The organism is Cohnella nanjingensis (genome assembly GCF_014212125.1).
GTDB classification, from domain to species: domain Bacteria; phylum Bacillota; class Bacilli; order Paenibacillales; family Paenibacillaceae; genus Cohnella; species Cohnella nanjingensis.
The window spans coordinates 46784-60668 of record NZ_JACJVP010000018.1 but is presented as its reverse complement, the minus strand read 5'-3'; the positions used below and the strand labels follow the sequence as shown (position 1 = coordinate 60668).

Genomic DNA, 13885 nt, shown 5'->3' with positions numbered 1-13885 from the left:
GGCGTCTTTAACGGTGGTTTAGGACGATCTGAGCAAGCGAACCGGTTAACCTTTATTCGCTGCCGTATACGCTCGCGCCGGCTTTGAACGTCTCTCTGACGCGGAGCTCGCCGGATCTCTCGTCTCGTTCAAGAAGGACGAAGTCGGCCGGCGCCTCCGGCAGCAGCCCCTTCCCGGCCGGCAGGCCGAGCGCCTCCGCGGGATGGATGGAGGCCGAATCCCAGCCCTCGGCGAAGTCGCACAGCCCTCGCCTGATCATTCCGTTCAGCGCGGCGAGCTGAAGCTGCGCCGAACCGGCCAGCATGCCTGGCGCGTCCGAGGGGTGCAGACGCCCCTCGGGCGTCAGCACGACGTCGCCGCCGATATGGGCATGGTAGCGTCCCGGCGGCATGCCGCATAAATGGGCGGCGTCGCTCACGAGCAGCGCCCGCTTGCCCTTGACCCGCCGAATGACGCGGATCACGGCGTCCGGCAGATGATGGCCGTCGCCGATGTAGCATGCCCATAGCGCGTCGGCAGCCAGTTGCTCCCACATGTAGTTCGGGTGCCGGGGCACGTTCAGGTGCATGCCGTTGCCCAGATGCGTCGACATCACGGCGCCGGCCTCGATCGCCTCGCGGATCTGCTCGGGCGAGGCCGCCGTATGGCCGATCGATACCCGAATGCCTTCGCCCTCGCAGCCGCGGATCAACGCGCCCGCGCCCGGCCATTCGGGCGACAGCGTCAGCAGCCGGATGCGGCCGGATGCGGCTTCCTGCCAGCCTTTCACCAGCTCCAGATCCGGCGCCCTCACGTACTTGGCGTCATGCGCCCCGCGCGGCCCGTCTAGCGGCGAGATGAACGGTCCCTCCAGATGAATGCCCGGAATGCTGAGCCCCGTCAGAACGTCGGCATCGCATGCGGCCGCGAGCGTACGCAGCGCTTGGCCGATCTGCTCTTGGCCGTTCGTGATCAGAGTCGGGCAATAGGAAGTGACGCCCTGTGCCCACAGCTCGCGGGTGACCTGATGCACGAGCGCCGGAGAAAAGGGGCCGCCGTTGAAATCGAGTCCCTTGTACCCGTTGATCTGCAAGTCCACAAGCCCCGGCGCAACGATGAGAGGCGACGCCTCGCCACCGGGCGCGGACTTCGCCCCGCATGCGTCGCTTGCCGCTCCATCCCGTACCGACAGGACGTCACTCCGCTCCGCCCGGACATCGGCGAATCTTCCGTCCTCGATCCCGAACGCCGTCGGCGCGCTCGTCCGGTAATGCAGCCCGCGGACGACGCCCCGCTCACTCACCGGCCCATTCCTCCGCAGCGTCCCGATCTACGTAAAGCGTGCAGCGGGGATGCCTGCGCAGGACGGTCGCCGGGCAATCGGCGGCGATCTCTCCCGTCAGCGTGCGCTGCACGGCCTGTCGCTTCGTTCGCCCCGGTACGGCGCAGAATAGCTGTCCGCCGGCGAACAGGGCCGGCACCGTCATCGTGAGCGCCCGCCGCGGCACGTCCTCGATGCGGGCGAAGCAGCCATCGTTCACCTGCTGCCGGCGACAGCTCTCGTCCAGCTCGACGGGCTTGACGGTCAGGCTGTCCGCGAAGTCGGCGACCGGCGGATCGTTGAAGGCCAAGTGCCCGTTCTCGCCGATGCCGAGGCAGACCAGATCGATCGGCGCCTCGCGCAGCAGGCCGGCGTAACGCTCGCACTCCGTTTCCGGATCGGACGTACCGTCGATATAATGAACCGTGCCCGGCCGCACGGCATCGAACAGCCGCTCCCGCAGGAATTGCCCGAAGCGCTGCGGCGCATCCGGGGCGAGCCCGATATATTCATCCATATGAAAGGCCGTGACCCGCTCCCACGGCAGTTCCTCCCGTACAAGCGCCTCCAGCGTCTCGTTTTGCGAGGGCGCCGCGGCGAAAACCATTCGAATCCGCTCCCGGACCGCGAGCAGCTCCCGCATCGCTCGGGCGATGTCCGCCCCGGCCGCCCGTCCCAGCGCGGCGCGGTCGGGATATACGCGAACCTCCAGCGAGTCGGCCCGCCTTTGCGAGATCGCTCCTCCCGTGACCGTCATCCCGCGACGCCCTCCTCTCGAATGCCTGTCTGCCGACCGCCGATCTCAACCTCGCGCCGCTCCCGGGAGGAAGCGTAAACGCCCAGAATGATTTCCAGCGAGTGTCTGCCCTCGGCGCCCGTCACGATCGGCTCGCGCCGCCCCCGGACCGCCTCCGCCATGTCGCGCAACTGCGCGAGATGCCCGTCCGGCACGACCCGGAACGGCTCGAACGCGGGCAGAACGACCTGCTCGCCGTCGATCTCCAGCGAGACGATATCGTCCTCCTCGATGATCATCGTGCCTTTCTCGCCGTGGATCTCCAGCCGCTGCCCCTTGCCTTTATAGGCGGTCGTCGTCATTTCAAACGTCCCCATTGCTCCGCTCTCGTAACGCAGCAGCGCGACGGCCGTATCCTCTACCTCGATATCGCGAAGCACAGCCCGCGCTTGGCCGTACAGCGACCTCACCGGCCCGACGAGCCATTGGAGCAGGTCGACGGTATGAATGCCCTGATTCATCATCACGCCCCCGCCGTCCATCTGCCAGGTGCCTCGCCAGCCGGCGCTGTCGTAGTACGCCTGGTCCCGGTACAGCTTGACGTACCCCGAGCAGAGGCTCAGCCTGCCGAGACGCCCTTCCCGGATGAGCTGCCGCGCATATCGGGCTTGAGGCGACATGCGCCGCGGGAAGATCGTCGCCAGGAACACGCCAGATTGCGCGCAGGCGGCCAGCATCGCGTCGATATCCTCGAGCTTGATCGCCATCGGCTTCTCGACCACGACGTGCTTGCCCGCCCGCGCCGCGGCGACCGTCTGCCGCGCATGCAAGCCGCTCGGCGTGCAGATGCACACGACATCGACGTCCTCCCTGGCGAGCAGCTCCTCGTAGGTGCCGCAGACGGCTCCGCCGAATTTCTCCGCGAACGCGTTCGCCTTGTCCGCCGCCGGATCGAAGAGCGCGGTCAGCTTCGCTCCTGCCATTTCCAACAGGCATTTGGCATGCACCTCCGCGATGATGCCGCAGCCGACGATACCGAACCGCACCGGCGTTGTTTGATCGTTCATTTCGCTCACATCCTCTCGATTTCGATAACGCTATTCGTTCGATCGCATTCCGCCTGACGCTCGGACGCGGCGCCGTCGATCCCGACGGCGCGGTCGATCCTGACGGCCCGCTCGTCGGCCGCGATCGCCGCCTCGGAAGCGGCGAGCAGATCGGCGTGCGAGAGCTCGTACGGCCCCCCATCCAGCCGGCTCAGGAAATCGGCCGTGATCAAGGAAGCGGGAACCGGGTCCGCCACCCGGCGCAGCGGCTCCCGGTCCGTCGTCAGCAGCAGCGCTTCCCCGCCCCCCAATAGCGGATCGCCCTCCAACCGGAGCTCCAGCGTGCCACGGGTGCCCGTAACGAACAGCCTGCCGTCCCCCCAGGTCCAGCTGCTCCGCGGCGTATGCCAGTCGGCGTACAGCTGCGCCGTCGTCCCGCCGTCCATGACCGCCTGCACGCCCGCCGCGTCGTAGAAGCCGGGGTGCGGCGACCTGCTCTCGCGTGCCATGAAGCCTTCGACGGATGCGATCTCCCGCCCCGTCAGCCAGCGCAGCAGATCGAAGTCGTGAATGAGCAGATCGACGATAATGCCGCCGGACCGCTTCTTGTCGAAGTGCCAGGCGGGACGCTCCGGCGCGTTCAGGAGATGGGGCTTGCGCATGCCGATATGGACGATCTCTCCGAGCGCGCCCTCTTCGATCAGCCGCTTGGCCGCGAGCAGCGAGGAGCGGAATCGCTCCGTCAGGAGCATCCCGATCTCGATGCGGCCGCGCCCGATCGCCGCGCGCAGCCGGTCCAGCCCTTCGCGGTCGGTAACGGCGGGCTTGTCGAGCATCACGTGCTTGCCGTGAAGCTCGCACCATTCGATCACGCCGATCTTGTCCGCGTTGACGGCGGCGCAGCCGATGACGGATACGTCCTCCCCGAGCAGCGCCTCTCTGTCGGGCAAGAGCGGGACGCCAAATTCCCCCGCGAGCCTGCGGGCGAGCGTGGCAGGCTCGGGTTCGTAGATCCCCGCGAACCGGTGGCCGAGCTGCTGCATCTCGCGGATAAAAATACCGATATGGGCGTGCTGGCATCCGATAATGCCGAACGTCCGTCTAATCATCGCGATGCTCCTCTCCGTCGCGCCACCAAGCCTTGGCGACGGCCAAGTCATGAGCCAGCTGCTCTTCGGGCGGCCAGGGAGCGAAGCACTCCAGCGTCAGCCAGCCCCGGTAATCCGCGGCCTGCAGGGCCGCGAACAGCTCGCGGTGGTCGACGTCTCCTTCGCCCAGGCGGCATTGGAGGAAGTGCTCCTCGCCGCGCGCCGTCCGGTTTTTAAAGGTGCCGGGTTCGCCCGAAGCGCCGATCCGTTTCTCGTCCTTGACGTGGACGTGGCGCAGATGCTTACCCAGCCGCGCTACGGATTCGCGGCCGAAGCCGGTGCCGACGATGTACATGTTGCCGGCGTCGTGGATCAGGCCGACCGTGTCGTCGTTCACCAGGCCGAGCAGGCGCAGCGCGCTGTCCGGGGTTTCGACGAGACTGTTGTTATGAATTTCCAGCAGGATACGCTTACCGCTGCGAGCCGCCTCTGCGGCGCAGCGGCGCAGCCAGAAGGCCGCTTTTTCGTAGTGATAGTCGTGGGCGAGAAAGGCGTTCGGTCCGCCGGGGAACAGGCGCAGCGCGTCCGCGCGCAGCCGGTCGGCATGCTCCAGCATCGCGCAGAACGCCTCGTAGGCCGCCTCGCACTCCCGGTCCGAGGCTTCCGAGAAATTCCCCATGTACCCCGCCAGCACCGGGATGTCCAGACCGAGTCCGTCGGCGACCGTCCGCATCTCGTCCACCCTTCTGCGCGAGGTGTCGGGGGACAGATGGGGCTCTCTGCAGGCGATCTCGATGCCGTCGAAGCCTAAGCGGGCCGCGGTCGCCATCGCTTCCTGAATGCTGTATGCCATGAGCGCTCCGCTGAACGCCGCGTATTTGATCGTTTGCATTTCCGCGTTGCTCCTTTGCTGTCGGCGTCCGGCCTTATCCGGAACCGCTTATTTGATGCCCGAATTCGCGTGATTTTGCACGAAGTACTTCTCCGCGAACAGGAATAGCGCCAGAATCGGGATCAGACTGATCAGCGCGGCCGCCACCATGAGCTGCTCGTTGCCGACCCACTGCCCTCCGAGGGACAGAATGCCGATCGGCAGCGTGTACTTCGCGTTGGAGGTCAAATAGATGACCGGAGCGAGGATCTCGTTCCATTTGCCCATGAAGGTGAAAATGACGAGCGTGGCGATCGTCGGCTTGACCATCGGCATGAAAATGCGCACGTACACCTGAAACGGATTGCAGCCTTCCATCTTGGCCGACTCCTCATACTCCTTCGGAATATTCATAAAGGCCTGCCGCATGAGGAAGATGCCGAACGGCTGGGCCAGCCATTCGATGACCCACAGCGGCGTCAGCGTGTCGAGCAGATGCATCTTGTTGAAGATGATGAAGTGCGGAATGATGATGACGACCGGCGGGATCATCATCGTGCCGAGCACCATGACGAACAGCGCGCTCTTGAGCGGGAAGCGCAGGCGGGCGAACGCGTAGCCCACCATCGAGCAGGAGAGCACCGCGCCGGCCACGGACAGCAGCGCGACGTACAGGCTATTGAATGTATACTGGCCGAAGTTGCCGAGCTCCAGCACCCGGCTGTAATTGGACCATTGCAGCGCCGCCGGGATCCACTTAGGCGGCACGGAGGTATATTCCTTGTAGGTCTTGAGCGAGTTCAAGAGCGCCGCGGCGAAGGGCACGATCATGACGAGGGCGCTGATCGATACCGCGAGGTAGGCGGCCGTTCGGGACCATCTCTTATGCTTCATATTCGTTCTCCTTCCTGTCCGGTCGCGGTACGTTCAATCGTAGTGGACCCACTTTTTTTGCACCCGGAGCTGCAGCATCGTCAAGGCGAACAAGATCATGAACAGCACCCACGCGATCGCGGACGCGTAGCCCATCCGCAGAAAAGTGAAGCCTTCCCGGTACAGATCCAGCATGAGGACCATCGTGGAGTCGTTCGGACCTCCGGCCTGGCTCATGTCGCCTCTGCCGGTCAGCACGTAGATCTGCTCGAACGCCTGAAAGGTGGTGATGGTGCTCATGACGACGACCAGGAAGGTCGTCGGCGAGATCATCGGCAGCGTGATCGATCTGAACTTGCGATACGAGCCGGCGCCGTCCATCTCGGCGGCCTCGTACAGATCGCCGGGCACGCTCTGCAGGCCGGCCAGATAGATGACCATGATGTAGCCGATCCCTTTCCAGACCGCGATCAGCACGAGCAGGGGAATCGCCAGCTTCTCGTCCTGCAGCCATCGCTGCGAATCGAGTCCCAGGCGGGTCAGCAGCGCGTTCGCGGCGCCGAACCGCGGGTTGAAGATGGCGTCCGCCACGTACAGGATCACGGTCCAGGAGGAGATAACCGGGATAAAATGCGCCATCCGGAACCATTTGAGCCCCCGGAGCTTCTGGTTCAGCGCGACGGCCAGCACGAGCGCGAGCAGCGTCTGCAGCGGCACGAACAGGACCGTAAAATAGAGCGTATTCTTAAGCGCTTTCCAGAAGAGCGGATCGCCCCCCATCCGGGCGAAGTTGTCCAGCCCGGACCACCGGGGAGGATTCAGCATGTCGTAGTCCGAGAAGCTGAAGTACAGCGACGCCCCGAGCGGTCCCGCGACGAACAGCACGAAGTGAATCAGGTAGGGGGAGACCATGATCAGCCCCCACCTGCTCTCGGAGGAGCCCCTCCGCTTGGGAACCGGCCGGCCGCCTTCCTGCGCGCGCCCCGTCCGTTCGATGGTCTGCTCCATCGGTATCCCGCCTCTCGTCATATGGCTTTATTTCTTGTAGAAGTCGTTCAGCACTTTTTGCACATCGGCATTGGCGCTCTTCAGCGCTTCGTCGATCGACTGGTCGCCCAGGAAGGCGCGCTGGGCGTTTTCGTTGAACTTGCCCACCCATTCTTCCCATACGGCATTCACGTCGAGCGTCTGTGCGAAGATCAGACTGTCCAGGAACGCTTGGCGGTTCGCCGGCTTCTGTTCGCCCTTCAGGAACACGTCCGATTCGGCGATCGACTTTTTGACCGGGATGGCTTCCCCAAGCTCCGCCCACTGCTTTTGCACGTCGTCCTGCGTCGCCCAGTATTTGACCCACTCCCACGCGGCCTGCGCCTTGGCATCTCCGGATTTGGCGTTGACGACCCACGAATTGGCGATGACCGGGGCCGAGCGCTTGCCGTCGGGACCTTTGGGCAGCAGCGCCACGTCGTAGTTCAGCCCCGCTTCGTTGGCGGCCAGCACCCGAGCGTACAGTCCGATACGCATCGCGGCCGATCCGCTCGGGAAGACGGCGGTATTGCTCTGGAAGCTCTTGAGGTCGACCGGATCGGTAATGATGCCTCGGTTCATGCCGTCCACCATCCATTCGAACGCCTTCTTGTTCGGCTCCGAATCGATGATCGACTTGGTGCCGGTCTCGTCCAGCACGCCGCCGCCGTACGATTTGAGGACCGAGAACCAGCCTTCGGTGATGCTGAAGAAGGTGAGGCCAAACTGGTTTACGTTATTCTTGTCGAAGCCGCTCTCGCCCTCGGTCTTGCCCTTGGCGTCCACCGTCAGCTTGGCGGCGGCGTTCTTCAGGTCGTCCCAGGTCCAATCGTCGGTCGGATAGGCGGCACCCGCCTTGTCGAACAGATCCTTGTTGTAGAAAAGCACGCCGACCTGGATGCCTTGCGGAACGCCCCAGTACCTGCCTTCCGCGTCCTTGTTGTACGCCAAGCCGTAATAGTCGTCGGCCTTCAGGTCCTTGGCGATCCAGTCGGTCAGATCCCTGACCGCTCCGCGCTCGGCGTACTTCATCACGTAGACGCCGTCGGACAGCCACACGTCGGGGGCCGTGCCCGCCGCGATTTGCGTGTCCAGCTTCTGATAGAATTGGCCGTAAGGCGCGCTTTGGGTTTTGACGCTGATATTCGGATGCGCCGCCGTGAACTGGCCGATGAGCTCCTTCATCTTGGAATCCGACTTCTCGTCGGAGTAATAGCCGAGCAGAATCTCGACCTTCTCGCCGCTGCCGGCGGACGCCGATGCGGCGCCTGTCGCGGAACTTGCAGCGGAGGAAGCTGCGCCGTTCCCGTCCTTGGATTCGCTTCCGCAGCCGGCGGCCGCCAGCGTCATCGCGGCCGCAGCCGCGAGCATCATGAACTTCTTTCCTCTTTTCATCATCGTCTCGTCATCTCCCCTAGATCTAAATGAACGCAGTTCGGTCAAAGACTAGCCTCTCGCAGCAACGTCAGGACGGCCAACTGGCCGAGGCGGTATGCGGCGTATCGTAAGCCGATGCCCAGTAATAGCCGGCGGCCAGAATGCGGACCGGCATGAACCCGATCTCGCCGGACGCCGCCGACGTCGTCTCCGAGGCGGCGACGAACATGCCGTCGGCGTCGGTCTTCGCGTCGACGAACCGGCCGGCCATGTGCGTGAATCGGCCGTGCACCGCCGCCGCAGGAATGCTTGCCGCCGTCTCCAGGTTGGACACGCGGAGCGTGACGGTCCCTTTGGAGGCGCCGTACGCGACGCTCATAGCGCTGACGATCATCGGCTTCAGCGTCGTCTGTCCCGTTCGGGCCGAGACGACGGCCGAGGCCGGCCCTTCGTTGCCAGCCATATCAATGGCCGCGATCCGGTAGTAATAGCGCGTATCGGGCAGCAGGCCGGCGTCCTTGAAGCTCAAGCCTCTGGACGTCCCGGCGAGCAGCGACGGATCCGGCTCGAAGCTCGGCTGCTCGCTGCGGTAGACGCGATAAGCCTGAACTTCGCCGTCATCGTACGCCCGGCCGTAAGCGATATCGATCCGCTGGTAGTCGAACGCCGAGGCGACCGGCGCCGCGCTCAGCGCCCCCGGCGGCCGCGTGTCTGCGGGCGGCTGCCAGTAGGCGGCGTTCGGTCCCCATGCCGAAGGCAGCGTGCGCAGGGAATCGTAATGGTGCACGGCGATCCCGGCGAACCCCGGATGATCGCCGAAGGCCGCGTACACTTTATCCAGCTCGGACTCCATGTAGGCGCGTCCTTCTTCGTTGAAGCTGATCGTCTCCGGATCTCCGCCGTCCGCGATATCCTTCGTCTCCACGCCCACGACGACGGAATTCGGCTTGCCGATCGACTGCGCGTAGTCCAGCTCGCCTTGCGCCTGCTGGATGATGCCGACGCTGCCCTCCGCCTGATCCCGGTAATCCATGATGGCGATGTAGTCTGCGGTATCCTGGATGTGCTGCGACAGCCACTTGACCGATCCGTGCCAGGCGATGCTCTGGGCGGACGCAGACGTATCGTACCAGCGCGGGATCGCCGGACCGACGGGGATGCCGAGCCCGGAAGCTTCCTTGCGCTGCATCAGCGCCTCCAGCATGTCCAGGTACTGAATCTCCACGTCCGGATAAGCCGAGTGGAAATCCGGGAGACTGTAGGGTTCGGTGTCCAGATTAATGCCGTCGAACCGCTCGCTCGTATCCGAAGCCAGATTGTAGTTCAGTACCTTCTCGAATTCGCGCAGCGCTTGCTCGCGATAGCGGGCATAGGTGCCGAAGTACGGCGGATTGGTGCCCCCCGCGATCAGCGCCTGCACCCGGTAGCCCCGGCCATGCGCCCAAGCGACGAAGTCCCGGACGCGCTCCCGTTCGTCCTCCAGCATATCGGTCCCTTGGTAAGCGTCGACGCCGAGGTACAATGTCGTCGTCGCGTCCTGCCCGAACGTCGCCGTGTCCGATGCCATCGCATCCAGCACGGCTCGCGAGCCTGGATTGTATATGAGGTTGTAAGAGGCGTTTTCCCAAATCCACATCGCGCGGTCCTGTCGGACCAACGTCGTCGTCTCGTGCGAACCGGCTCCCGTATCCACGTACGTCGTCAGGCTTCGCCCGACCTTGCCGTTCTTCCCGATCGCCCTCGCTTCGATGCTATGGGTCCGGTCGCCCTCGCCCGAGGCGTCCCAATCGTAGGAAAATCCCCCGCCGCGATGCGCAGCCTCCAGCCAATCGCCGCCGTCGATCCGCACTTGGACGGATTGCGGCAAGCCGGTCGCCTCGACCTTGACGCGGATCGGCACCGTACCGCCGACCGTTGATCCGTCCGCGGGACTGAGGATCGTAACGGAAGGCTGCTTCGCCTGCGGCGAATGCACGGTGACGCGAAGGAAGGCCGACCAGGCGTTGTAGCGCGTGGCCGCGTCGGCGGCGCGTACTGCCAGCTCTACCTCCCCGTCGTACGCGGACGTATCCAGATCGCAGTACCAAGTCCCCGATTCATCGCCGTCCGGGTCCTCCATATGCGTATCGTAGATCCGCGATCCGTTCGCCACCAACTGAACGTTGTAGGCCCCTGTATAGCCGCCTTGGATTCGCACGACGCCGGCCGCCAAGCTGTCGCCGTCATGCAAGGAATCGAAGGTCAGCACGGCCGCCGCTTCGGCTTTTGGAATCCTCAGGAATGCGCTTGCCAGGAGTGCCGCCGTTAGAAAGCACAGACATGCTCTACGAATATCCACACGCATAGAGAGGGTCACCTCGCCTCGAATTTTGTTAGATTTCATGACATGTTTATTTTAGAATCATCTGGTTTCCGCATCCTCCTCATAGCTGTGTTAGAGTAAAGCGCTCTTATTCCGACCGCTTCCTCATTGCTTGCTCTGAGTATAAAGAAACGTCCGTTTATCTTACATGTTTTTTCTTTTACAACTTGTGTTTTTTTGCTATAATGTGGGTCACTATCGGCAGGGCAACGCTAGAAGGGACGGTGGACCGGTGGAGGAGCGGGTCAAACGCCGAGTCACGTTGACGATCCGTCAGCGTCTGCTCGCGCTCATTGTCTTTTTTATTTGTTTCCCTCTGCTGCTGATCGGCTGGTCCTGGTACCGGTCTTCGACCGAGACGATCGAACAATCCGCCATACAAGCCAACACCCGGCTCATCCAGCAGACGAACGACTATCTGGATCTGTACTTGACGAACCTGGCTAACTCGACCTATCCGTTCTCCAACAACTCTCTCGTTCAAAAATTGTTGTCTTCCCCCGCTTTGAAGCCCTATGACTATTTCCAACTGTCCGAGAAGGTGGAGGAAGATCTCTTCTCCCAGATGATCTACGGCCGCTCCGATATCGTCGGCATATCGCTGGTGACGTCGTCCGGCCGCCAGATTCACGACTTCAGCAGCTCGGACGAGCCGCTCGACATGCGAGATATCCGCATTCGCAACGCCGGCTTCATGTCGCGAATCGGCGAGCTCGTCGACTTCCAGGTGCTCAAATCCGGCACGGTCGGCACGACGCCGGTCGTGACCGTCACGCGCAAGCTGTACAACAACTTGACCTACAAATACGAGGGCCTGCTGATCGTCGATCTGAATCTGAAGCAGATCGAACATATTTGCCGAAACGCTTCGCTCGGCAGCTTTAATGTTTGGATCGCCGACGTCGACGGCCGAATTCTGTATCATTCGGATCCCGCGTTGATGGGGACGAGGCTGAAGCCTGAATTTCGGGACCGACTGGACAAGGCGCGCGGCGGCTTTTTCCGTCTGGAGCAGCCCGGCGGAGAACAGTTGGTTCTGTACGCGCCCTCCCGGTCAACCGATTGGACCATCGTGGCCGACACCTCGCTTCACGAGGTCATCGGCGGCTTGATCCGCATGCGCAACCTGACGCTGATCGCGGCGTCCGTCCTGCTGATCGTCGTCCTGGCCGCCGTCTCCGGCTTTTCCTTCTCGTTCACCCGGCCGCTCTCCCGGCTCCAGCAACTGATGGCCAAGGTCGAGACGGGCGACTTCGTCGTCCGCCGGCCCGGCGGCCGGCAGCGGCACGACGAGATCGGCTCCGTGTTCGACAGCTTTTACCGCATGGTGGGCGAGCTGAACCGGCTCGGGCTCGAGGTCCATTCCGCCAAGTTGAAGGAGCGGGAGCTGACGATCAAGCACAAGGAATCCGCCCTTCAGGCGATGCAATCGCACATCAATCCGCATTTTCTGTACAATTCGCTCGAAATCATCAACTCCGAGGCGATCGTGAGCGGCAACCGGGAGATAAGCCGAATGACGTCGTCGCTGGCCCATATGTTCCGCTACAATGCCGATCATACGCGCCAGGACGTCCTGCTGCGGGATGAATTGGCCCACATCCGCTCCTACTTGGACATCCAACAAGCGCGCTTCCCGAAGCTGCAGGTCGCGATCGATATCCCGGAGCCGGACGCCGCGCGGGTCCGGGCGCTGCGTCTCACGCTGCAGCCGCTTGTCGAGAATGCCTTCCTGCACGGCTACAAAAACAAAAAGCCGACGTTCATCGGCATTGAAGGCCAGGCCGAGCCCGAGGCCTACTGCGTATCGATCGCGGACCGGGGCTTCGGCATGCCGGCCGAACGGCTTGCAGCGCTCGCAAGGCTGCTCGATGCGGAGGAGCCGAGCGCGGGGGCCGACCGGACCGGCGGCATCGGGCTGCTCAACGTTCACGGACGCCTTCGCATGCTGTTCGGAGCTCCTTTCGGCTTAAGCATTCGATCCTCGTCTGCTGACGGCGGCACGGTGTTCGTCCTCCGGCTGCCCTATGTACGGCTCGATACAACCCAGGAGGAGGCGGATCCCGATGTACAGATTGATGATCGTAGAGGATGAGCAAGCGATTCACCGCAGTTTGAGGAAGCTCGTAGAGACCTCCGGGATGGATATCCGAATCGAGGGAGAGGCGGAGGACGGCGCGGAGGCGCTCGCGATGCTCGAGGAGACGGCGCCGGATATCGTCGTGACGGACATCCGCATGCCGGAGATGGACGGCTTGGCTTTTATCAAGGCCGCGCGGGAAGCGCATCCCCGCATTCGATTCATTATTTTGACGGGGTACGAGCGGTTCGACTACGCCCGCGAGGCGCTGCGCTACGGCGTATCCGAATTTTTGCTGAAGCCGGTCGATCCGGACCAGTTCCTGCATACGCTGGCCAAGCTGCTTGGGGAGCTCGCGCACGGTGACAGCCGCGTCGCTCGGCAGAGCGAATGGCTCCTGCGGCATCAGCAGCGGGTCAAGGAGCTGGCCGAACGCTTATGGGCGGTAGACACCGCCGGAGCCGCGGACAAGATCAGGGAGGATCTCGCGGATTACCGCGACAGCGCCGGCGACGATCTCCGCATGGGCCGATGGGCGCTGGATTTGCTTCGGGCCGTGGACGGGGAACTTGCCAGGCGGGGCTTTGGGATTCCGAAGGCGCCGTCCGAAGAAGAACTGCCGGAGCGCGAGCAAGAATGTCCGGCGTGGGCGCTGGAGGCTTGCCGGCAGCGAATCGCGGAGATCAAGGGCTCTCGCAACTTCGGCTCCCGATATACGATGGGTAAGGCGGCGCGCTACATCCAAGAGAACTGCACGCGGGAGGATCTGTCGCTCAAGGACGTCGCCGAGTGGCTCGGCATGTCGGTCCCCTATCTGAGCCGCTCCTTCAAGGAGGAGATCGGCGTGACGTTCGTCAAATACCTCATCGGCGTGCGCATGGATATGGCGGCGCGGCTGCTGCGGGAGACCTCCGTCCAAACGACCGAAGCCGCTTTCCGCGTCGGCTTTTCGGACTACGTCCATTTCAGCAAGACCTTCAAGAAGCACTTCGGTCTTACGCCATCGGAATTCCGCAAGCAGCTGTCATCGAGATGACGACGTTAACGCTTTTATGCCCTTGTTCTACGTATCGGCGAGCCTCGGGAATTTGCCGGCGAACGGCGTCTACGCCGGAGATAGTCGATT

Annotated in this window: 11 protein-coding genes; 2 read left to right on the top strand and 9 right to left on the bottom strand. The window is 63.3% G+C overall.

The genetic code is table 11. The annotated features are described in order from the left end of the window. Nucleotides 1–52: 52 nt before the first annotated feature. The 9 genes from H7C19_RS11005 to H7C19_RS10965 form a co-directional block, all read right to left on the bottom strand. The gene (locus H7C19_RS11005; protein ID WP_185142700.1) at nt 53–1282 is read right to left on the bottom strand and encodes an N-acetylglucosamine-6-phosphate deacetylase; all 1230 of its coding nucleotides are present in this window, start codon (nt 1280–1282) and stop codon (nt 53–55) included. Next, on the bottom strand, nt 1275–2057 hold the full coding sequence (locus H7C19_RS11000; protein WP_185142699.1) for a glucosamine-6-phosphate deaminase: 783 nt from the start codon (nt 2055–2057) through the stop codon (nt 1275–1277). The genes H7C19_RS11005 and H7C19_RS11000 overlap by 8 nt, the downstream gene beginning before the upstream one ends. Beyond that, complete coding sequence (locus tag H7C19_RS10995) at nt 2054–3103, bottom strand: Gfo/Idh/MocA family protein (protein WP_185142698.1); 1050 nt, start codon at nt 3101–3103, stop codon at nt 2054–2056. Before H7C19_RS10995 ends, H7C19_RS11000 begins: the two co-directional genes overlap by 4 nt. Nucleotides 3104–3108: 5 nt before the next feature. Further along, nucleotides 3109–4191, bottom strand: coding sequence for a Gfo/Idh/MocA family protein (locus H7C19_RS10990; RefSeq protein WP_185142697.1), 1083 nt, complete (start codon nt 4189–4191; stop codon nt 3109–3111). Then, nucleotides 4184–5062, bottom strand: coding sequence for a sugar phosphate isomerase/epimerase family protein (locus tag H7C19_RS10985; RefSeq protein ID WP_221469179.1), 879 nt, complete (start codon nt 5060–5062; stop codon nt 4184–4186). The genes H7C19_RS10990 and H7C19_RS10985 overlap by 8 nt, the downstream gene beginning before the upstream one ends. Before the next feature lie 48 nt (nt 5063–5110). Beyond that, entirely contained in the window at nt 5111–5935 is an 825-nt protein-coding gene (locus H7C19_RS10980) for a carbohydrate ABC transporter permease (RefSeq protein ID WP_185142696.1), read from the bottom strand. Between the two features lie 33 nt (nt 5936–5968). Further along, nucleotides 5969–6922 carry a carbohydrate ABC transporter permease gene (locus tag H7C19_RS10975; RefSeq protein WP_185142695.1) on the bottom strand — a complete coding sequence of 318 codons (954 nt, stop codon included), beginning with the start codon at nt 6920–6922 and terminating at the stop codon, nt 5969–5971. A 27-nt stretch (nt 6923–6949) separates the two neighbouring features. Beyond that, a complete protein-coding gene (locus H7C19_RS10970; protein ID WP_376775350.1) occupies nt 6950–8338 on the bottom strand; it encodes an ABC transporter substrate-binding protein in 1389 nt (462 codons plus the stop codon). Between the two features lie 67 nt (nt 8339–8405). Next, nucleotides 8406–10565: an Ig-like domain-containing protein gene (locus H7C19_RS10965; RefSeq protein ID WP_313731556.1), complete on the bottom strand. Its 2160-nt coding sequence runs from the start codon at nt 10563–10565 to the stop codon at nt 8406–8408. A 376-nt stretch (nt 10566–10941) separates the two neighbouring features. Between H7C19_RS10965 and H7C19_RS10960 the strand changes: the two genes are divergently transcribed. After that, nucleotides 10942–12774, top strand: coding sequence for a sensor histidine kinase (locus H7C19_RS10960; RefSeq protein WP_246469431.1), 1833 nt, complete (start codon nt 10942–10944; stop codon nt 12772–12774). After that, nucleotides 12746–13795, top strand: a complete 1050-nt coding sequence (locus H7C19_RS10955) for a response regulator transcription factor (RefSeq protein ID WP_185142692.1) — start codon at nt 12746–12748, stop codon at nt 13793–13795. The genes H7C19_RS10960 and H7C19_RS10955 overlap by 29 nt, the downstream gene beginning before the upstream one ends. Nucleotides 13796–13885 lie beyond the last annotated feature (90 nt).

Coding starts and splice junctions, on each gene's coding strand:
- H7C19_RS11000 (WP_185142699.1), bottom strand. CDS start 2,057: ATGACGGTCACGGGAGGAGCGATCTCGCAAAGGCGGGCCGACTCGCTG.
- H7C19_RS10970 (WP_376775350.1), bottom strand. CDS start 8,338: ATGATGAAAAGAGGAAAGAAGTTCATGATGCTCGCGGCTGCGGCCGCG.
- H7C19_RS10975 (WP_185142695.1), bottom strand. CDS start 6,922: ATGGAGCAGACCATCGAACGGACGGGGCGCGCGCAGGAAGGCGGCCGG.
- H7C19_RS10980 (WP_185142696.1), bottom strand. CDS start 5,935: ATGAAGCATAAGAGATGGTCCCGAACGGCCGCCTACCTCGCGGTATCG.
- H7C19_RS10955 (WP_185142692.1), top strand. CDS start 12,746: ATGTACAGATTGATGATCGTAGAGGATGAGCAAGCGATTCACCGCAGT.
- H7C19_RS10985 (WP_221469179.1), bottom strand. CDS start 5,062: ATGCAAACGATCAAATACGCGGCGTTCAGCGGAGCGCTCATGGCATAC.
- H7C19_RS10990 (WP_185142697.1), bottom strand. CDS start 4,191: ATGATTAGACGGACGTTCGGCATTATCGGATGCCAGCACGCCCATATC.
- H7C19_RS10995 (WP_185142698.1), bottom strand. CDS start 3,103: ATGAACGATCAAACAACGCCGGTGCGGTTCGGTATCGTCGGCTGCGGC.